Source organism: Azospirillum brasilense, from assembly GCF_005222205.1.
In the GTDB taxonomy this organism is placed as follows: domain Bacteria; phylum Pseudomonadota; class Alphaproteobacteria; order Azospirillales; family Azospirillaceae; genus Azospirillum; species Azospirillum brasilense_G.
In genome coordinates this window covers 793891-812709 of sequence record NZ_CP032345.1, presented here as the reverse complement: position 1 = coordinate 812709, position 18819 = coordinate 793891, and the positions used below count along the sequence as shown (strand labels likewise).

Sequence of the window (18819 nt, the reverse complement as noted above, 5' to 3'; positions counted from 1 at the left end):
GGGATTGCTCCCTCTCCTGCGAAGCGGGGGAGGGAAGGGGCCCGCGAAGCGGGAAGGGTGGGGGCAACGCCCTTCTCTAAAAACGACTTCCGACACATCACAGGAACCGCGATGCACCGCGCATTCTGCTGGCTGCTGGCCGCGTTTCTGGCGCTGGCCGCACCGTCCGCCTTCGCCGCCGATCTGGCACCGCTGGTCCGCGGTTTGGGCGCCGGCAGCTACGCCGAGACTGAAAAGGCCATCGCCGGGCTGGCCGAGACGGGCGATCCCGCCTTCGTGCCGGTGATCGAGGCCCTGCAAGCCGGCGATCTGCATGTCCGCAAGGCGGACGGCGCCGTGGTCGTCGCCAAGCGCGCCGGCAACGGCTACGCCCTGACCGACCCGTTGACCGGCGCCGCGCTGGGCGAGGCGGACCGCAACGCGGTCGAGAAGATCCGCATCAACAACGCCCTGCGCCGCACGATCAGCGCGACGCTCGGCGCGCTCACCCTGATGAGCCCCGACGCCAACACGCGCCGGCAGGCCGCCGAGGCGGTGTTCAAGAGCCGCGACGCCAACGCGTTGGAGGCGCTGAACACGGCGTTGGCCAAGGAAACCGACGAGCGCGTGCGCCGCGCGATGACCCAGGCGCGGGCCTCCGTCCTGCTGGCCGGGGACGCGCCCGACGCCGACAAGCTCGCCGCCGTCGAAGTGCTGAAGGAACGCGGCGACCAGGACGCGCGGGCCCTGCTGAACGGCGCCGCCAACACGGGAAGCGACGCGGTGAAGGACGCCGCGACGAAGGCCATCGCGTCGGTGGAGCAGCGGCTCGCCCTGTGGGGTGCCGCGCAGAACCTGTGGTACGGCCTGTCGCTCGGCTCGGTGCTGCTGCTGGCGGCGATCGGGCTGGCCGTCACCTTCGGCGTCATGGGCGTCATCAACATGGCGCACGGCGAGATGGTGATGATCGGCGCCTACGCCACCTTCCTGGTGCAGGAGGCCTTCCGCCAGTGGGCGCCGGGCCTGTTCGACTTCTCCATCCTGGTGGCTCTGCCCGTCGCCTTCCTGGTTTCCGGCGCGGTCGGCGTCGCCATCGAGCGCAGCGTGATCCGCTGGCTCTACGGGCGCCCGCTGGAAACGCTGCTGGCGACCTGGGGCCTGTCGCTGGCGCTCCAGCAGGCGGTGCGCTCCATCTTCGGACCGACGAACCGCGAGGTCGGCGCCCCCTCCTGGATGTCCGGCGCCTTCGAGCTGGGCGGGCTGACCATCACCTACGGGCGGCTGTGGATCGTCGTCTTCGCCTTTCTCGTCTTCGGCGCGCTGCTGGTGGCGCTGCGCAAGACGTGGTTCGGGCTGAGCATCCGCGCCGTCACCCAGAACCGCAGCATGGCCAACGCCATGGGCATCCGCACCGCACGGGTGGACGCGCTGACCTTCGGGCTCGGTTCCGGCATCGCCGGTCTGGCCGGCGTGGCGCTGAGCCAGATCGACAATGTCAGCCCCAACCTGGGCCAGGGCTACATCATCGACAGCTTCATGGTCGTGGTGTTCGGCGGGGTGGGCAACCTGTGGGGCACGCTGGTCGGCGCGCTGGCGCTCGGCGGCGTCAACAAGTTCCTGGAGCCCTACGCCGGCGCGGTGCTGGGCAAGATCCTGGTGCTGATCTTCATCATCCTGTTCATCCAACGGCGTCCGCGCGGCCTGTTCGCGCTGAAGGGCCGGGCGGTGGAGGCCTGATCCGATGCTGACCCGTTTCTTCCTGATGGGCCTCGACAAGAAGGCCGGCGTGCTGCTGACCGTCCTGGCGGTGCTGGCCGTGGCGGTGCCGGTCATGGCGCTGGGCACCGCCCCGGACTCGCCCTGGCACCTGTCCACCCACACGGTGGCGCTGCTCGGCAAGTATCTGTGCTTCGCCCTGCTGGCGCTGTCGCTCGACCTCGTCTGGGGCTTCGTCGGCATCCTGTCGCTGGGGCACGCCGCCTTCTTCACGCTCGGCGGCTACGCCATGGGCATGTACCTGATGCGGCAGATCGGCTCGCGCGGCATGTATGGCAACGCCGACCTGCCGGACTTCATGGTCTTCCTGAACTGGACGGAGCTGCCCTGGTACTGGCACGGCTTCGACCAGTTCTGGTTCGCCGCGATCATGGTGATGCTGGTGCCGGGCCTGCTCGCCTTCGCCTTCGGCTGGTTCGCCTTCCGCTCCCGCGTCACCGGCGTCTACCTGTCGATCATCACGCAGGCGCTGACCTTCGCGCTGATGCTGGCCTTCTTCCGCAACGACATGGGCTTCGGCGGCAACAACGGCCTGACCGACTTCAAGGAGATCCTGGGCTTCGACATCCAGGCCGCCTCGACCCGCGTCGGACTGTTCGTGGCGACGGTGGTGGCGCTGGCGGTCGGTTACGTCCTGGCCTCAGCCGTGGTGGCGTCCAAGCTGGGCAAGGTGCTGATCGCCGTGCGCGACGCGGAGAGCCGGGTGCGCTTCCTGGGCTACGAGACCGACCGCTACAAGCTGTTCGCCTGGACGCTGTCGGCCTGCATGGCCGGCGTGGCGGGCGCGCTCTACGTGCCGCAGGTGGGCATCATCAACCCGTCGGAATTCTCCCCCGCCAGCAGCATCGAGGCGGTGATCTGGGTCGCCGTCGGCGGGCGCGGCACGCTGGCCGGGCCGGTGCTGGGCGCGGTTCTGGTGAATTTCGGCAAGAGCTACTTCACGGCGGCGCTGCCGGAGCTGTGGCTGTTCGCGCTGGGCGGCCTGTTCGTGCTGGTCACGCTGTTCCTGCCCAAGGGCATCCTGGGGCTGGCGGCGCAGCTTCGCGACCGGCTGCCGGCGCGCGCCACGGTCACCGCCAAGCCGGTCGACCAGAAGGGAGTCTGAGACGACATGAGCACCGAAGACACCCTGCTGTATCTCGACGGCGTGTCGGTGAGCTTTGACGGGTTCCGGGCGCTGAACAGCCTGTCGCTGGTGATCGAGCCCGGCGAGATGCGGGCGATCATCGGGCCGAACGGCGCCGGCAAGACGACCATGATGGACGTCATCACCGGCAAGACCCGCCCCGACACCGGCACCATCCTGTTCGAGGGCCGCACCGACCTGACCAGCCTGCGCGAGCCGGCCATCGCCAACCTGGGCATCGGCCGCAAGTTCCAGCGCCCCACCGTGTTCGAGATGCACACCGTCTGGGACAATCTGGAGCTGTCGCTGAAGGCGCCGCGCCGTCCGCTGAAGACGCTGACCTACTCGGCGACACGGGAGGACCGGGCGCGGATCGAGGAGATCCTCGACATCACCCGCCTGTCGCCCCGGCGCGACCGCCCGGCGGGCAGCCTGTCGCACGGCGAGAAGCAGTGGCTGGAGATCGGCATGCTGCTGGCCCAGGACCCGAAGCTGTTGCTGGTCGACGAGCCGGTGGCCGGCATGACCGACGCCGAGACGGAACAGACCGCCCATCTGCTGAAGGACATCGCCGGCAAGCATTCGGTGATCGTCGTGGAGCACGACATGGTCTTCGTCCGCGAACTGGGCGTGAAGGTCACGGTGCTGCACGAGGGCTCGGTGCTGGCCGAAGGCTCGCTCGACACGGTGAGCGCCAACAAGCAGGTCATCGACGTCTATCTGGGCCGGTGACGCAAATGTATTTCCCTCTCTCCTCTGGGGAGAGGGTCAGGGTGAGGGGGCGCCCGAAGGGCGGGAACGCAGCCTCATTGCAGAGCTTTTCCGGCCTGCGGCCGCCCCCTCATCCTAACCTTCTCCCCAGGGGGGAGAAGGGACTTGGGAGAAAACAAGCATGCTCGACGTACGGTCTGTCGATCTCCATTACGGCGCGGCGCAGGCGCTGCGCGGCGTGTCGCTGACGGCGGAGGTGGGAAAGGTCACCTGCCTGCTCGGGCGCAACGGCGTCGGCAAGTCCTCGCTGCTGCGCGCCATCGTCGGGCTGAAGCCGGTGACCGGCGGAACCATCGCCTGGGACGGCGGCGACATCACCAGGCTCGCCCCGTCGGAACGGGCGCGGCGCGGCATCGCCTATGTCCCGCAGGGGCGCGAGATCTTCCCGCTGCTGACGGTGCGGGAAAACCTGCTGACCGGCTACGCCCCGCTGAAGCGCGCCGACCGCTCGATCCCCGACGAGGTGTTCGAGCTGTTCCCGGTGCTGAAGTCCATGCTCGACCGGCGCGGCGGCGACCTGTCGGGCGGGCAGCAGCAGCAGCTCGCCATCGGGCGGGCGCTGGTGACGCGGCCCCGGCTGCTGGTGCTGGACGAGCCGACCGAGGGCATTCAGCCCTCCATCATCAAGGACATCGGGCGGGCCATCGCCTACCTGCGCGACAAAGGCACCATGGCGATCCTGCTGGTCGAGCAGTATTTCGAGTTCGCCCGCGATCTGGCCGACGACTGGGCGGTGATGGAACGCGGCGAGGTCATGCTGGCGGGCAGCCGCGACGGGCTGGAGGAGAGCGAGGTCCGGCGGTATCTCACCGTCTGACGCGCCTGCGTCCGAGGCATCCTCGCGAGGGCAGAGCTTCGGTTCCGCCATCCTGTGCTTCCCGTGGCGGGCACCGGAAACGCCGCCGTCGCGAGGATGGCACCCCTGCGCTTTGTGGAGCTTGGCGCGGAACCGCGATGCGCTACCATCGCTGCCATCATTCACACCGAAGGCAGTTCCGAATGTCGAGCGTCCTGTCAGCCGACCCCGTTCTCCAGCAGGTTGACCGCAGTTTCGAAGACTCCCTGGGCCGCCTCTGCGACCTGCTGCGCATCCCCAGCGTCAGCACCGACCCCGCCTACAAGGGCGACGTCCGCCGCGCCGCGGACTGGCTGGTGCGCGAGCTGAGCGGGCTGGGCTTCGACGCCTCCGTGCGCGAGACGGCCGGCCATCCCGCGGTCGTCGCCCACCATCCGGGGCCGGGCGGTTCCGATGTGCCGCACATCCTCTATTACGGCCATTACGACGTGCAGCCGGCGGAGCCGCTGGAGCTGTGGAACAGCCCGCCCTTCGAGCCGGCCATCGTCGAGGCCGAGTATGGCCGCCGCATCGTCGCCCGCGGCGCGGTGGACGACAAGGGCCAGGTGATGACCTTCATCGAGGCGTTCCGCGCCTGGCACGCCGTGCATGGCACCCTGCCGATCCGCGTGACCGTTCTGCTGGAGGGCGAGGAGGAGACCGGCAGTCCGAACCTTCTGCCCTTCCTGAAGGCCAACGCGGAGGAGCTGAAGGCCGACGTCTGCGTCATCACCGACACCAACGCCTGGAACATCGACACGCCGGCGATCACCACGCGGCTGCGCGGCCTGCTCTATGTCGAGGCGACCCTGCATGGGCCGAGCCACGACCTGCATTCCGGCATGTTCGGCGGCGCGGTGCTGAACCCGATCAACGCGCTGACCCGCATCCTCGGCCAGATCCACGACGAGGACGGGCGCGTCCGCTTCCCAGGCTTCTACGACGACGTGGCCGAGCCCACGGATGAGGAGAAGGCGATGTGGCGCGACCTCGGCTTCGACGAGAGCGCCTTCCTGGCCGGCGTCGGGCTGACGACCCCGGCGGGGGAGGCCGGGCGCAGCGCGCTGGAGCGGCTGTGGTCGCGCCCGACCTGCGACATCAACGGCATCTGGGGCGGCTACACCGGGGAGGGATCCAAGACGGTCATCGCCTCCAAGGCCTCGGCCAAGCTGTCCTGCCGCCTCGTGCCCGCCCAGGACCCGGAGAAGATCCTGGTCGGCATCCGGAGCTTCCTGGAGGAGCGCACACCGGCGGACGGGCGCTGGGAGATCAAGGTGTTCGGCCGCTCACCGGGCGTCCAGGTGCCGACCGACAGCCCCTATCTGCGCGCTGCCATGGCGGGGCTGGGCGATGTCTTCGCCAACAAGCCGGCGCTGGTCGGCAGCGGCGGGTCGATCCCGGTCGGCGGCTACATCCGGCAGGCGCTGGGCTTCGATTCGATCTTCGTCGGCTTCGGGCTGGAGGATGACCGCATCCATTCACCCAACGAGAAGTTCGAGGTGAAGTGCCTGCACAACGGCATCCGCTCGCACGCGGCCATGCTGGCGCGCTTCGCGGCTCTTTGAAGCGAATTTTCATTCGCTTGAGCGTCAGACGGCCTCATTTGTCGGCCGGACTTCGGCCGATCGGGCGCTTGCCGTTCCTGGCATAGGCCCCCGGGGCCGTCGTCGCGGCCGTTGCCGTCGAGCGGATGTCAGAAATTGACGCTCGGCGGTGTCGCTTGTTGTCATGCTTGAGCCCGCGGCTGCGCAATGCGCGTCCGCGGGCTTTTTTTTTGTTGTTGCGCTGACGCCCGCCTTTGCTGCCGCTGCTCATGAAACGAATGGCTTCATCAGCGGAAATATTATTATTCAATTGAGAAACAAATATAACATCAAAAAGGCCGAGGATTTTGACAGTTTTTAATCTGCCGTTAAGTTGATGCATGGAGTATATGAAAAATTATGGGGCGTACCCCAACTTGAGTTTTCATTTCTATTCATTTGCCTGTGTATATCCGGTGTTGTTTGAATTTGAGTGTCTTGCCGTGATTGACTCTTGAGCCCTGCTTGGATGCATCGTCCGGCGCATGGATTGAGCGAAAGTTCTTTAAGATAATATACGAGCAATCCTAGGTGGGGGAAGGAGCATGGGTGTTCTGTCAAGCATCACGATACGGGCGAAGATCGTCTCTTCATTCCTGATTCTCGTGGTTTTCGTCTGCGCATTGGGAGTGTTCAGCGTCAATCGCATCTCCGCGGTCAATGATGCGGGCGGGGAAATCCGAGACAACTGGCTGCCCAGCGTTGGAGAGATCGCCAAGCTCACCGACTACTTCGAGTTCTATCGGATTTTGGAAGCCGCTCATGTCTTTGCCCCCGACGCCTCCCAAAAGGCGGAGGAGGAGAAGACCATGAAGACGGCCCTGGAGAATTTCCAAAACGCCGCCGATAAATACAAAAAACTACTGACCTCCGGCTACGAGACGGAGGCTTACCAAAAGCTTATGGGCTACTGGGAGCGCTACCTGAACCTGAGCCAGCAGAAGGTGCTTCCGCTGTCCCGTGAGGGTCGCGACAAGGAGGCCGCGGAGACCTATCGGGGCGAATCGCGGGTCGAGTTCCGCAAGGCCCAGGCGGTTCTGCGCGAGTTGATCGCGTTCAACACCCGCAACGGCAGTCTCGCCGCCAACAATGGCGAAGAGGTCTACAACGCGAGCAAAACCGTGCTCATTGCCGCGATCGCCATCGTCACGCTCCTCAGCGCGCTGATGGGGCTGGCGATTGTCGCCGGCGTCTCCAAGCCGATTCAGCGGCTGACCGGGGTGATGAACCGGCTGGCCGGGCGCGAACTGACGGTCGCCGTCGACGGCGCCGATCGCAAGGACGAGCTGGGCGCCATGGCCCGCGCCGTTCAGGTCTTCAAGGACGGGCTGATCGAGGCGGACCGGCTCGCCGCCGCCCAGGCGGCGGAACAGGCGACCAAGCAGCGCCGGGCGGAGGCCGTGGACCGGCTGGTGAGCCGCTTCGGAGATTCCTCCGCGGCCTCCCTGCGCACGGTGGCCGCCGCCGCCTCGGAACTGGACGCCACCGCCCACAGCATGACCTCCATGGCCGAACGGACCAACATCCAGGCGACCGCCGTCCAGGCGGCGGCGGAGCAGACCAGCGCCAACGTCCAGACCGTCGCCTCGGCCACCGAGGAGATGGCCAGCTCCATCCGCGAGATCGCGACGCAGGTGTCGCGCTCCTCGGAAATCGCCGGGCAGGCGGTGGAGCAGGCGACCCGCACCAACGAGACGGTGCGCGGTCTGGTCGAGGCCGCGCAGAAGATCGGCGAGGTGGTCAGCCTCATCACCAACATCGCCAGCCAGACCAACCTGCTGGCCCTGAACGCCACCATCGAGGCGGCGCGGGCGGGCGAGGCCGGCAAGGGGTTCGCCGTCGTGGCCGGCGAGGTGAAGCATCTGGCCTCCCAGACCGCCAAGGCGACCGACGAGATCGCCGCCCAGATCGCCGCCATTCAGGGGGCGACCGACGGCGCGGTGCGCGACATCTCGGCCATCGGCGGCATCATCGCCCAGATCAACGACATCTCCACCGCCATCGCCGCCGCCATCGAGGAGCAGGGCGCGGCGACCAACGAGATCTCCCGCAACGTCCAGGAGGCCGCGGCGGGCACCCATCAGGTCTCCGGAAGCATCACGGAGGTCACGCTGGCCGCGGGCGAGACGGGGGCCGCCGCCGGTCAGGTGATGAGCGCGTCGGGCGAACTGGCCCGCCAGTCGGAAACGCTGCGCAAGGAGATCGAGAGCTTCCTGGCGGAGATCAAGGCGGCCTGAACGGCCGGGGATTGGGCAGGGGCGACAAACGAAAACGGCGGGCGTCCTCAGGGCGCCCGCCGTTTCCATGCCTGCCTTTCCGGTCAATGCGGCTTCAGCGCCTCGACCACCTGCATGTGGCCCTGCAGCGCGCCGAGCGTGAGGGCGGAGTTGCCGGCCGTGTCCATGCGGAACGGGTTGGCGCCGCGCTCCACCAGCATCCGGGCCACGCGGTCGTGGCCGTTGTTGGCGGCGTACATCAGGGCCGACCAGCCGTGGCTGGCCACCCGGTCCACCGACACGCCGCGGTCGATCAGGATCTTCACGACACCGTCGTGGCCGCGGGCCGCGGCGGCCATCAGGGCGGTCTTGCCGTCGTCGTTGGTGGCGTCGAGTTCGGCTCCGGCGGCGGCCAGAGCGTGGATCACCGCCTCATGCCCGCCCCAGGCCGCGTACATCACCGCGGTGGCGCCGTCGGCGGTGCGCAGCTCCGTCTTGGCCCGGCGGTCGATCAGCAGCCGCACCGCGTCGGTCAGCCCCTGTTCGGAGGCCAGCATCAGCAGGGTCTTGCCGTTGTCCACCCGCTTGTTCGGATCGGCGCCGCCGTCGAGCGCGCGCTTCAGCTCGTCGGTGCGGCGCATCAGGGCGATGGCGCCGTCGCGGCTGTCCAGGCCGGGCCGGGCCTCGGCGGCGGCCGGCGTCGCCGGCGGGGTGCCGGGCGCCGCCGTGGCCGTGGCCGTGGGCGTCGCCGGCAGCACGCGTCCTTCGCCGGCGGCCTTGATGCGGTCGCGCAGGTCGCCGGTGTTGGGGGCGACGATCAGGGCGCGTTCGTAGAAGCGCCGCGCCTCGTCCCAATTGCCGTCGCGCTCCGCCAGCGCGGCCCAGCGGCGGTAGGTCTCCTCCATGGTCGTCAGGAGGTCCTGGATCTCCGGAGTCGCCGGAGCGATCTCGCGCAGCCGCGACACCGTCTCGTAGGCGTTGTTGTTCGGCGGCGTGGTCAGGAGCTTGGCGGCGATCTGCCGGCGGGCCTGATCGACCAGGGTGCGGACGCGCGGGTTCAGGCCGTTGTCGCTGGCCGAGAAGGGCGTGGACGCCGTGGGGGTGGCGGGCTGGGGCATCGCCGGGGCGGCCATCTGGGGCGCCGGCTCATCGACCAGCGGCGGCAGGGTGGCGGAACCGGTCGGGCCTTCGCTCTGCTCCGTGCGGTACTCGGTCGCCCGCGGCTTGGGCGGTTGGGTGTGCTCCGCGGCCAGCGGGTCGGCGGCCGGCACCGACGGCTTCGGCATCGGGGCCGCCGGGGCGGCGGGCGGCTGCTCCGGCTTCGCCGCCAGGGTTGGGGCCGGGGTTGGGGCTGGCGCTTGGGTCGGCACCGGGTTCGGGGCCGGCGTCGCGTTCAGGGTGCGGGCGGCGGGCGGCGGAGTGTCGGCCTTGGTCGGCGACGGTCCGGCGACCGGCACACCCGCTTCGGCGGGGAGCGCGGCGAGATAGGGGTTCTGCGGCCGGGCGACCGCCAGCGTGTCGGGACCCCGGCTGCCCAGGCTGGGCTCGTCCGCGAACGGCCCGAACGGGATGTTCACCCGCTCCGCCACGAAGCTGCGGAGGTCCTGCCAGCCCTGCCGGGCGTAATCGAGCGCCCGCTCGGGCGTGGCGCCGGGCACGGTCAGGGCCACGCCGGCCCCGGCGGCGCCAAGGAGGATCAGGGTGGTGATCGCCGCTCCGGCCAGCGCGGCGCGGCGGCGCGGGCGCTTGACGGGCAGGTCGGCGACCGGGGCGCCGGCTTCCGGGATCGTCCAGCCGTCCGGAGCGTCCCAGTCGTTGGCCGGCCAGTCGTTGGCGTCGCGCTCCGCCGTCCGGCGCGGCGGCGGCGGGGCGGCGCGCGGCGGGGCGGGCACCGGTCCGGCGGTGGGGCCAACGGAGGGTCCGGCGGACGGAATGGCGGCGGTGGGCGCGACGGAGGGGCCGGCGCCGGGCGTCATGCGGTAGATCACGCCAAGTTCGCGCACCGCTTCGGCCAAGCCGGGCCGGGCCAGGGTCCGCTCCATCTCCGGCGTGCCGCAGAGCAGGACCTGGAGGAAACGCCCGCTCGGCGTCTCGGAGCGGGTGAGGTCGATCAGGTCGGCCAGCGCCGGGGCGGCCAGGACGCCCGCGTTCTCCACCGCCAGCAGGCCCGTGCCGGCGAGGTCCAGCCGCTCCTCCAGCTCCTCGATCAGGGTGTCGAAATCGCGGTCGTCGCTGTCCGACGGCAGGGCGGCGTCCCCGGCGGCGGACACCAGATCCTCCACCTGCGCCCCGGCGCTGGCGGCGACCGGAAGAACCAGCGCCCCGTCGGAGCCGACCTGCTCGACAAGCTGATGGAAGACCGCGGCCCGTCCGGACCCGGCTTCGCCGACCAGCACCAGAAGCCGCTTGCGCGCCAGCAGGGCCAGCAGAAGGCCGTCGAAGACCTCCGTCTGGTCAGGGCGCAGGCCGGCGGCCTGGGGTTGGGGCTTCGCCTTCGCCGCAGAGCGATTCGAGGATGGCGTGGCTTTCGGAGCGGAACGGTCCATGGGGGCGCGCGCAATCCAATTGATGGGACGTGACACTCCTGACTCTAGTGGTCCGCCGTCGTCCTGCGACGGTGCAAAGGGACGGGACCGCCACCTCTTATGGAGGAGGCGCGCGTCGGGATGGCTGATTCGGGCGGAGGGCTGCGCTATAGGGGGGACTGCTTTTTCCACCCCCGTTCATTCTCCACCCGCGCTGGGAGTCCGTCATGGGTATGGGTCCGATGCGAATTGGCGTCGATCTGGGCGGCACGAAGATCGCCGCCACCCTTCTGGCTCCCGACGGGACGGAGCGGGCACGGCACCGCGCCGACACGCCGCGCGGCTATGCGGAGACGCTGGACGCGTTGGCGGCCACCGTGGCGGTGCTGGAGGAGCGGGCAAACTGCCGGGAGGCCACGGTCGGGCTGTGCCTGCCCGGCATCGTCGACGCCGCCGCGGGAACCGTGCGCGCGGTCAACCTGCCCTGGCTTGACGGGCGGCCCTTCGCCGCCGATCTGGCGCGGGCGCTGGACCGTCCGGTGCGGATCGCCAACGACGCCAACGCCTTCGTCCTGTCGGAAGCGGTGGACGGCGCCGCCGCCGGGGCGCCGCTGGTCTTCGGGATCATCCTGGGCACCGGGGTCGGCGGCGGGATCGTCGCGGAGCGGCGCATCCTGGCCGGCGCCAACGCGCTCGCCGGAGAGTGGGGGCACAACCCGCTGCCCTGGCGGGTGGCGGAGGACGGCCCGCCCGTGTCCTGCGGCTGCGGGCGGGAGGGCTGCATCGAGACCCTGCTGTGCGGCGCCGGACTCGCCCGCCTGCACCATTGGCGCACAGGGGAGATGCTGGTCCCGCCGGAAATCGCCGCCCGTGCCCGTTCGGGCGACGCGCAGGCCCAAGTGACGCTGGGCCACCATGCCGATGCGCTGGCCCGTGCGCTGGCCGCCGTCATCAACCTGCTCGACCCCGACGCGGTGGTGGTCGGCGGCGGCCTGTCGGACCTGCCGGGGCTGTACGAGGCGGTGCCGGCCCGGTGGGGGCGCTGGGCGTTGAGCCCGGCGCCGCGTACCCGCTTCCTCCGGGCGCGCCATGGCGCCGAAAGCGGTATGCGCGGCGCGGCGTGGCTTTGGGCCAAGGCGTGATTCCTTCGGCCGATGTTTCGAAATTGGCGCGGCTTTTGCTCTATACCCTCCGACACGGAAGGGAGAGGGCCCATGTTCGGCTTCATCACGGGATTTCAGAGGGGACGGCGCGGGTCTTCGCTGCAAACTGCAAATCAAAATGCCTATCGCAATATGCGGAAGGCGCCGCCATCGCATCCTGCAAACGGCGTAACGGCCAAACGTCAGCTTGAGGAGGCCTGCGTCCGTCTTCAGGACGCGGCCGACGACCTGGAATCGGTCCTGTCGGACATGCCGTTGCCGGCCGGCCGGGCCGACCTGAACGAGGCGATCGGAGCGATCATGGAGACGTTGAGGCTCGTCGCCTCCGCCCATGCCCGGCTGGAGCATCCGCAGATCCGTGGCGGCGCGGTGGTCGATTGACGGATTGCGACGGAAGCCGAACGGACGGGCCTGAAATGCGAAAGGGCGGCTCCACCGGGGAGCCGCCCTTTCGCGTGTCCGGGTGTCCGGACGCCGATCACTCGGAAACGGTCTGCCAGAAGAAGAACACGACGGCCAGAACCATCAGGGCGATGTCCATGGGTAACTCTCCTCGAAGATGCGTGTGAGGGTCGAAATTCTGCGGCCTCTATACGACAGTTTTGCGCGCGCGTGCAGGGGGTGTTTCACGAAAGCGCCATTTTGCCGCCGATCCAGGTCGCCCGCACCCGCAGCCGCTCATCAAGATGCACGAGGTCGGCGGCCAGGCCGGGCCGGATGCGGCCGCGACGCCCGGTCATGCCCATGAAGTCGGCCGGATAGGCGGACGCCATGCGCAGGGCCTCGTCCAGCGGGATGCCGACCCGCTCCACGGCGTTGCGCACGGCCGTCGCCATGTCCAGGGCGGAGCCGGCCAGCGTGCCGTCGGCGGTGACGCAGCGCCCGTCCTCCACCCGGATCTCCTCGCCGTAGAGCTGGAAGCCGCCGGCCGGGTGATCTTCCGGAGCGCCGACCGGGGGCATCGCGTCGGTCACCAGGAACAGCCGTCCGCGGGCCTTCGCCTTCCAGGCCAGACGGACGGAGGCATCGTGGACATGGTGCCCGTCGACGATGATGCCGCACCAGACCGTGTCGTCCTCCAGCGCCGCGCCGACCATGCCGGGCTCGCGGGAACCGAGCGGGCTCATGGCGTTGAACAGGTGGGTCGCCCCGGTGATGCCGGCGGCGAAGCCGGCCTTCGCCTGCGCCCAGGTGGCCGCGCTGTGGCCGGCGGCGACCCGCAGGCCGGCGGCGGCCAGCCGGCGGATCGGCTCCGGTGGAACCGTTTCCGGCGCCAGGGTGACCAGCGCCGGCAGGCCGGAAAGGCCACCGAGCAGGGCGAGGTCGCCCGCGTCGGGGGGCGCGATGAAACGCGCCTCGTGGACGCCGCGGCGTTCCGGCGCGATGTGCGGGCCTTCCAGATGGATGCCGAGGACACCCGGCATGCCCTCCGCCAGCGCGGCGCGCACGGCGGCCACGGCGACGGCGCGCTTCTCGGCCGAATCGGTGATGAGGGTGGGCAGCAGGCCGGTGGTGCCGAACCGGCGGTGCGCCGCGGCGATGCGGCGCAGCGTCGGCGGGTCGGGCGTGTCGTTGAACAGCGCGCCGCCGCCGCCGTTGACTTGGAGGTCGATGAAACCGGGGGCGAGGATGCCGCCGCCCAGAACGATCACCTCGGCCTCCGGCGGGATCGCCTCGGGCGCGACGATCGCGGCGATCGCCGGGCCGTCGATCAGCAGGGCGGCGCCCGACAGCACCGAGTCGCCGGTGTGGAGCGTGGCGTTGACGAGCGCTTTCAGCGGCCGGTCGTCGGCGGGGCTGTGTGCGAGGCTCAATTCGGCACCCGATGGGCTGCGGCGGGGATCGGCGGTGGGCCGACAGGAAAACCCGGAGGGGCTCACGGCGCAAGGGGGCGTCGCGCGGCCATAACCCCTCTTTTCATGCGGGATATGGTGCTGGATTTGTTGGGGTATGGTGTTTGTTAGGGATTGCCAGAGGGGATAGGTTTCTGGCAGAAAAAAGGCCGCTGACGAACAGCGGCCTGAGTTTAGGGAGGAAACGCCCAAGAAGGGCGAAGCAGCAATCTCTTGCTGCGCTGCAAAATTAACAAAGATCTCAGGTGGGTGAAAACCCCGAAGCAATGGCCCCTTGCGGGGCCGTTGCTTTTTCCGGGGTCGCTGTGACCGGAGAGTCACAATTGTATCGGATGCGATAACATCGTTGATGGACGCATCCGGACCTGATGGCGCGCTTTTCCCGTTGTTTCGATCGTGCGCCGGCGCGACAGCGCCCACCGACGATGCCTGAGACAACGAAGGAGAGCCGCCCGTGACCGACCAGCCGTCCCCCGCTTCCACTGAAGGCAAGCCATCGGCGCTCGTCCGGTTCGACGCCTTCGCGACGATGCTGGGCGACCGGCGGCCCGCCGTCTTCCTCGACTATGACGGGACCCTGACCCCGATCGTGGAGCGGCCCGATCTGGCCATCCTCGACGAGTCCGTGCGCGCGGTGATCCGGCGGCTGGCCGGGTTGTGCCCGGTGGCGGTGGTCAGCGGGCGCGACTTGGAGGATGTGGCCCGCCATGTCGGGATCGACGACCTGATCTACGCCGGCAGCCACGGCTTCGACATCCGCGGCCCCGGCCTGCGCACCCAGATCGGCGTGGAGTATCTGGGCGACCTCGATGCGGCGGAGGGTGACCTGCTGCGGCGCCTGCACGGCGTCGAGGGCGCGCTGGTCGAGCGCAAGCGCTTCGCCATCGCCATTCACACCCGGCGGGTCGCCCCGGACCGCAAGGCGGCGGTGGGCGACGCGGTGCGGGACGTCGCGGCGGCCTTCCCGACGCTGCGCGTCACCGGCGGCAAGGAGATCCACGAGCTGCGGCCCAACGTCCCGTGGGACAAGGGCAAGGCGGTGCTGTCGCTGCTCGACACCCTGGATCTGGCGGGACCGGAGACGCTGCCGCTCTACCTCGGCGACGACGAGACGGACGAGGACGCATTCCGCGCCCTGGCGGAGCGGGGCGAGGGGCGGGGCGAGGGGAGGGAGGGTGTTGGCATCCGCGTCATGGACCCGCCGGCTCCCAGCGCCGCCGGCTGGAGCCTGAAGGACCCGGCGGAGGCCGGCGCCTTTCTCGACCGCTTGGCCGTCTGGCTGGCGGAGGGCTAAGCCGACCCGCCGCACCCCGTCGCTTTTCCGCCGAAAAAGGGGTAGGGTGGTCACCGATCAATCGAGAGGTCCCATCATGGACATCGGCGCGCCCGGCGCACCGCGGATGCCGTCCCTGCCCGACGCCCAGGCCTCCGCCCTGGCGGGGCTTCAGGGCGCCCAGTCCCGCGCCGACGAGGCGGGGGCACAGCTCGCCGCCGGCAACCTTGATCCGGCGGTGGTGGTCAGCCTGTCTTCGGCTCAGACCGACTTCGCCGCCAACGTCAAGGTCATGCAGGCCGCGCAGGACAATACAAAGCGCATTCTCGACATGCTGGTGTGATCCGTCCTCGCACCGCCAGCCTCACACCGCCAGCCTCACACCGCCAGCCTCACACCGCCAGATAGGCCCGGCGCACCGCCTCGTCCTCCAGCAGAGTCCGCATCGGGCCTTCGAAGCGGATCTGCCCCTTTTCGATGACGCTCGCCCGGTCGGCGACCGCGGCGGCGAAAGCAAGATTCTGTTCCGACACCAGGATCGACAGCCCCTCGGCCTTCAGGGCGCGCAGGGCGTCGGCCATCTGCTGCACGATGCGCGGGGCCAGCCCCTCCGACGGTTCGTCGAGCAGCAGGAGCGACGGGTTGCCCATCAGCGTGCGGGCCAGCGTCAGCATCTGCTGTTCCCCGCCGCTCATCCGCCCGCCGCGGCGGCCCCGCATCTCGGCGAGGTTGGGGAAGAGGGCATAGAGACGGTCGGGCGTCCAGTGGGGCGCGCCGTCGCGGGGCGGTTGGCGGCCGACCTCCAGGTTTTCCTCCACCGTCAGGTCGGTGAAGACGCGGCGGTCCTCCGGCACATAGCCGAGGCCGAGCCGCGCGATGCGGTGCGGCGGCAGGGCGGAGACGTCGCGCCCGTCGAAGGCGACCGACCCGGCGCGCCGGTCGAGCAGCCCCATGACCGCCTTCATCGTCGTGGTCTTGCCGGCGCCGTTGCGGCCCATCAGGGCGACGACCTCGCCCCGGCCCACCGCCAGATCGACGCCGGTCAGGATGTGGGCGCGCCCGTACCAGGCCTGGAGCCCGCGGACGCTCAGCAGCGGCCGGCCGGTCATGCGGCACCTCCCAGATAGACGGCTTGCACGCGCGGGTCGGCGCGCACGGCGTCGGGCGTGCCCTCGGCGATCAGCTGGCCGCGGTCGAGCACGATGATGCGGGTGGCGTGGCCGAACACGACGTCCATGTCATGCTCCGTGAACAGAACGGCGAGGCCGCGCTCGCGGACGAGGGAGGAGGTCAGGGCCATCAGCTCCTGCCGCTCGCCCGGGGCCATGCCGGCGGTGGGTTCGTCCATCAGAAGGATCTTCGGATCACCGGCCAGCGCCATGGCGAGTTCCACGCGCTTGAGGTCGCCGTAGGCCAGCACGCCGCAGGGCCGCTCCGCCTGGGCGCCCATGCCGACGCGCTCCAGCAGGGCCATCGCCTCGTCGCGGAACCCGGCGGCGGCCGGGGTCCACAGCCCGAACAACCGCCTGTGGACGGACAGCAGGACCATCTGCACGTTCTCGCGCACCGTCATCGAGGCGAAGGTGGCGGTGATCTGAAAGGTGCGGCCGACGCCCATCCGCCAGATGCGGCGCGGCGGCAGGCCGACGATGTCCACCCCGTCCAGCCGCACCGTGCCCGCGTCGGGCCGGAGCTGGCCGTTGAGCAGGTTGAAGCAGGTCGTCTTGCCGGCGCCGTTCGGCCCGATCAGCGCCAGCACCTCCCCGGCGTCCAGCGCGAAGGACACGCCGCGCACGGCCTGCACGCCGCCGAAGGCGCGCTGAAGGTTCTCGACGGCGAGGCGGCTCATGACTCCCTCCCGCGGGTCCACAGGTCGCGGGCGAAGCCGGCGACGCCCTTGGGGAAGGCGAGGACCAGCACCAGGATGACGGCGCCCAGGACCAGCCGCCACCAGTCGGTCCGGCTCATCGCCTCGGTCTCCAGCAGGTGGAACAGCGCCGCCCCCACAACCGGGCCGCTCAGCGTCTGGATGCCGCCCATCAGCACCATGACCAGCGCGTCCACCGACACCGGCACGGCCATCAGCGTGGGGAAGACGCTGCCCTTGGCGAAGGCGTAGAGCCCGCCGGCCAGACCGGCGGCGGAGCCGGCCAGGGCGAAGCTCAGCCACTGGTGCCGGCGCACGTCGATGCCCACCGATTCGGCGCGCAGCGCGGAATCGCGCCCGGCGCGCAACGTGTAGCCGAAGGGCGCGAAGGCGGCGCGGCGCAGCAGCAGCAGCGCGCCGCCGGCCAGCGCCAGGGTCAGCCAATAATAGGCCGCCTTGCCCGCCGCCCACTCCGGCGGCCAGACGCCGAGGATGCCGTTGTCGCCGCCGGTGACGCCGTACCACTGGAAGGTCACCGACCAGACGATCTGCGCGAAGGCCAGGGTGAGCATGGCGAAATACAGCCCCGACCGCCGCACGCAGAACCAGCCGGCGGCCAGCGCCCCCAGCCCGGCGACCAGCGGCGCGGCGGCCAGCGCCAGCGGCATCGGCACGGCCAGATGCTTGACCAGCAGCGCCGCGCCGTAGGCGCCGAGCCCGAAATAGGCGGCGTGCCCGAAGGAGACGAGGCCGCCCAGCCCGATCAGCAGATGCAGGCTGGCCGCCAGCAGCGCCAGGATCACCACCTCGGTCAGCACGATCAGCGCGTAGTCGCCGGCGACCAGAGGCACCGCGGCCAGCAGGGCGAGCAGCAGGGCGGGCGCCCAGCGCGCCGCGCCGGCCGCGGCGATCAGCGGCGGGCCGGGGCTGGCGGCGGTCGGCGGCGCGTCCTCCGCCCGGCCGAGCAGGCCGTAGGGGCGGATGACCAGCACCACCGCCATGAACAGGAAGACCAGGACCAGCGTGATCTGGGGAAAGACCAGGATGCCGAAGGCCTGCAACTGCCCGATCAGCAGCGAGGCGACGAAGGCGCCGGTCAGGCTGCCCATGCCGCCGACCACGACGACGACGAAGGCCTCGACCACGATCACCATGTCCATGTGCAGGTTCACCGCCTCGCGCGGGACCTGAAGGGCGCCGCCGAGCCCGGCCAGCGCCGATCCCAGGAACAGCACCCCGGTGAACAGCCGCGCCGGATCGACGCCGAGCGCCGAGGCCATGTCGCGGTCTTGAGTCGCCGCGCGGACCAGCGTGCCCCAGCGCGTGCGGTTGAACAGCAGCCAGAGCAGGCCCAGCACCAGCGGCCCCAGCCCGATCAGCACAAGGTCGTAGAGCGGGAAGGGCTGGTCCAGAATGTCCACGGAGCCGCGCAGCCCCGGCGCCCGCCGGCCCAGCAGATCCTCCGACCCCCAGATCCAGGAGGCGGCGTCCTGCACCACCAGCACGACGCCGAAGGTGGCGAGCAGCTGGAACAGCTCGGGCGAGCGGTAGAGGCGGCGCAGCAGCCCGACCTCCATCAGCGCGCCGAGCAGCCCGACCACCAGCGAGGCCGCGGCCACCGCGCCCCAGAAGCCCAGCGGCGTGGTCCCCCAGCGCTCCACCAGCGTCCAGCCGAGATAGGCGCCCAGCATGTAGAAGGAGCCGTGCGCGAAATTCACGATCCGCGTCACGCCGAACACGATGGTCAGCCCGGACGACACCAGGAACAGCGTCGCCGCGGTGGCGAGGCCGCTGAGGAATTGCACGAGGTAGAAGGACATCGGCTCTTTTCGGCAGTCTGCGGGGGGCGACC

The 18819-nt window shown here is 70.1% G+C and carries 16 protein-coding genes; 10 read left to right on the top strand and 6 right to left on the bottom strand.

All coding sequences use genetic code 11. The annotated features are described in order from the left end of the window. The first annotated feature begins 111 nt into the window (after positions 1-111). From urtB to D3869_RS04070, 5 genes are all read left to right on the top strand, one after another. The gene (gene urtB, locus D3869_RS04090) at positions 112-1716 is read left to right on the top strand and encodes an urea ABC transporter permease subunit UrtB (RefSeq protein WP_137139030.1); all 1605 of its coding nucleotides are present in this window, start codon (positions 112-114) and stop codon (positions 1714-1716) included. 4 nt (positions 1717-1720) lie between these two features. Beyond that, a complete protein-coding gene (gene urtC / locus D3869_RS04085) occupies positions 1721-2860 on the top strand; it encodes an urea ABC transporter permease subunit UrtC (RefSeq protein WP_094306348.1) in 1140 nt (379 codons plus the stop codon). Between the two features lie 6 nt (positions 2861-2866). Next, complete coding sequence (gene urtD, locus D3869_RS04080; RefSeq protein WP_035675131.1) at positions 2867-3613, top strand: urea ABC transporter ATP-binding protein UrtD; 747 nt, start codon at positions 2867-2869, stop codon at positions 3611-3613. A 160-nt stretch (positions 3614-3773) separates the two neighbouring features. Further along, entirely contained in the window at positions 3774-4469 is a 696-nt protein-coding gene (gene urtE / locus D3869_RS04075; protein WP_119510541.1) for an urea ABC transporter ATP-binding subunit UrtE, read from the top strand. 182 nt (positions 4470-4651) lie between these two features. After that, complete coding sequence (locus tag D3869_RS04070) at positions 4652-6052, top strand: M20/M25/M40 family metallo-hydrolase (protein ID WP_137139029.1); 1401 nt, start codon at positions 4652-4654, stop codon at positions 6050-6052. Positions 6053-6086: 34 nt separating this feature from the next. Here the strand turns inward: D3869_RS04070 and D3869_RS04065 are convergent, their stop codons facing one another. Next, a complete protein-coding gene (locus D3869_RS04065; protein ID WP_137139028.1) occupies positions 6087-6413 on the bottom strand; it encodes a hypothetical protein in 327 nt (108 codons plus the stop codon). Positions 6414-6615: 202 nt separating this feature from the next. On the opposite strand from D3869_RS04065, the gene D3869_RS04060 reads away from it, so the two are divergent. Further along, positions 6616-8307: a methyl-accepting chemotaxis protein gene (locus tag D3869_RS04060; RefSeq protein WP_137139027.1), complete on the top strand. Its 1692-nt coding sequence runs from the start codon at positions 6616-6618 to the stop codon at positions 8305-8307. 83 nt (positions 8308-8390) lie between these two features. Here D3869_RS04060 and D3869_RS04055 read toward each other — a convergent pair whose 3' ends face one another. Then, positions 8391-10832, bottom strand: a complete 2442-nt coding sequence (locus D3869_RS04055) for an ankyrin repeat domain-containing protein (protein WP_137139026.1) — start codon at positions 10830-10832, stop codon at positions 8391-8393. A 206-nt stretch (positions 10833-11038) separates the two neighbouring features. Between D3869_RS04055 and D3869_RS04050 the strand changes: the two genes are divergently transcribed. Next, positions 11039-11953 carry an ROK family protein gene (locus tag D3869_RS04050; RefSeq protein WP_137139025.1) on the top strand — a complete coding sequence of 305 codons (915 nt, stop codon included), beginning with the start codon at positions 11039-11041 and terminating at the stop codon, positions 11951-11953. Positions 11954-12025: 72 nt separating this feature from the next. After that, on the top strand, positions 12026-12355 hold the full coding sequence (locus tag D3869_RS04045; protein ID WP_137139024.1) for a hypothetical protein: 330 nt from the start codon (positions 12026-12028) through the stop codon (positions 12353-12355). 245 nt (positions 12356-12600) lie between these two features. On the opposite strand, the gene nagA is transcribed toward D3869_RS04045, so the two are convergent. Then, on the bottom strand, positions 12601-13788 hold the full coding sequence (nagA, locus tag D3869_RS04040) for an N-acetylglucosamine-6-phosphate deacetylase (protein WP_137139023.1): 1188 nt from the start codon (positions 13786-13788) through the stop codon (positions 12601-12603). Positions 13789-14281: 493 nt separating this feature from the next. Between nagA and otsB the strand changes: the two genes are divergently transcribed. Beyond that, on the top strand, positions 14282-15121 hold the full coding sequence (gene otsB, locus D3869_RS04035; protein WP_137139022.1) for a trehalose-phosphatase: 840 nt from the start codon (positions 14282-14284) through the stop codon (positions 15119-15121). Between the two features lie 76 nt (positions 15122-15197). After that, positions 15198-15443, top strand: a complete 246-nt coding sequence (locus D3869_RS04030; protein WP_137139021.1) for a hypothetical protein — start codon at positions 15198-15200, stop codon at positions 15441-15443. A 49-nt stretch (positions 15444-15492) separates the two neighbouring features. Here D3869_RS04030 and D3869_RS04025 read toward each other — a convergent pair whose 3' ends face one another. The 3 genes from D3869_RS04025 to D3869_RS04015 are packed head-to-tail and all read right to left on the bottom strand — an operon-like array spanning position 15493 to position 18787. Next, complete coding sequence (locus D3869_RS04025; RefSeq protein WP_137139020.1) at positions 15493-16209, bottom strand: ABC transporter ATP-binding protein; 717 nt, start codon at positions 16207-16209, stop codon at positions 15493-15495. Beyond that, positions 16206-16949, bottom strand: a complete 744-nt coding sequence (locus D3869_RS04020) for an ABC transporter ATP-binding protein (protein ID WP_137139019.1) — start codon at positions 16947-16949, stop codon at positions 16206-16208. The genes D3869_RS04025 and D3869_RS04020 overlap by 4 nt, the downstream gene beginning before the upstream one ends. Further along, positions 16946-18787 carry an ABC transporter permease gene (locus D3869_RS04015; RefSeq protein WP_137139018.1) on the bottom strand — a complete coding sequence of 614 codons (1842 nt, stop codon included), beginning with the start codon at positions 18785-18787 and terminating at the stop codon, positions 16946-16948. The genes D3869_RS04020 and D3869_RS04015 overlap by 4 nt, the downstream gene beginning before the upstream one ends. Between the last annotated feature and the right edge of the window lie 32 nt (positions 18788-18819).

Bases quoted from the DNA above. Each gene is read 5' to 3' on its own strand.
- urtB (WP_137139030.1), top strand. From the start codon at position 112: ATGCACCGCGCATTCTGCTGGCTGCTGGCCGCGTTTCTGGCGCTGGCC.
- urtC (WP_094306348.1), top strand. From the start codon at position 1,721: ATGCTGACCCGTTTCTTCCTGATGGGCCTCGACAAGAAGGCCGGCGTG.
- urtD (WP_035675131.1), top strand. From the start codon at position 2,867: ATGAGCACCGAAGACACCCTGCTGTATCTCGACGGCGTGTCGGTGAGC.
- urtE (WP_119510541.1), top strand. From the start codon at position 3,774: ATGCTCGACGTACGGTCTGTCGATCTCCATTACGGCGCGGCGCAGGCG.
- D3869_RS04070 (WP_137139029.1), top strand. From the start codon at position 4,652: ATGTCGAGCGTCCTGTCAGCCGACCCCGTTCTCCAGCAGGTTGACCGC.
- D3869_RS04065 (WP_137139028.1), bottom strand. From the start codon at position 6,413: ATGCATCAACTTAACGGCAGATTAAAAACTGTCAAAATCCTCGGCCTT.
- D3869_RS04060 (WP_137139027.1), top strand. From the start codon at position 6,616: ATGGGTGTTCTGTCAAGCATCACGATACGGGCGAAGATCGTCTCTTCA.
- D3869_RS04055 (WP_137139026.1), bottom strand. From the start codon at position 10,832: ATGGACCGTTCCGCTCCGAAAGCCACGCCATCCTCGAATCGCTCTGCG.
- D3869_RS04050 (WP_137139025.1), top strand. From the start codon at position 11,039: ATGGGTATGGGTCCGATGCGAATTGGCGTCGATCTGGGCGGCACGAAG.
- D3869_RS04045 (WP_137139024.1), top strand. From the start codon at position 12,026: ATGTTCGGCTTCATCACGGGATTTCAGAGGGGACGGCGCGGGTCTTCG.
- D3869_RS04030 (WP_137139021.1), top strand. From the start codon at position 15,198: ATGGACATCGGCGCGCCCGGCGCACCGCGGATGCCGTCCCTGCCCGAC.
- D3869_RS04025 (WP_137139020.1), bottom strand. From the start codon at position 16,209: ATGACCGGCCGGCCGCTGCTGAGCGTCCGCGGGCTCCAGGCCTGGTAC.
- D3869_RS04020 (WP_137139019.1), bottom strand. From the start codon at position 16,949: ATGAGCCGCCTCGCCGTCGAGAACCTTCAGCGCGCCTTCGGCGGCGTG.
- D3869_RS04015 (WP_137139018.1), bottom strand. From the start codon at position 18,787: ATGTCCTTCTACCTCGTGCAATTCCTCAGCGGCCTCGCCACCGCGGCG.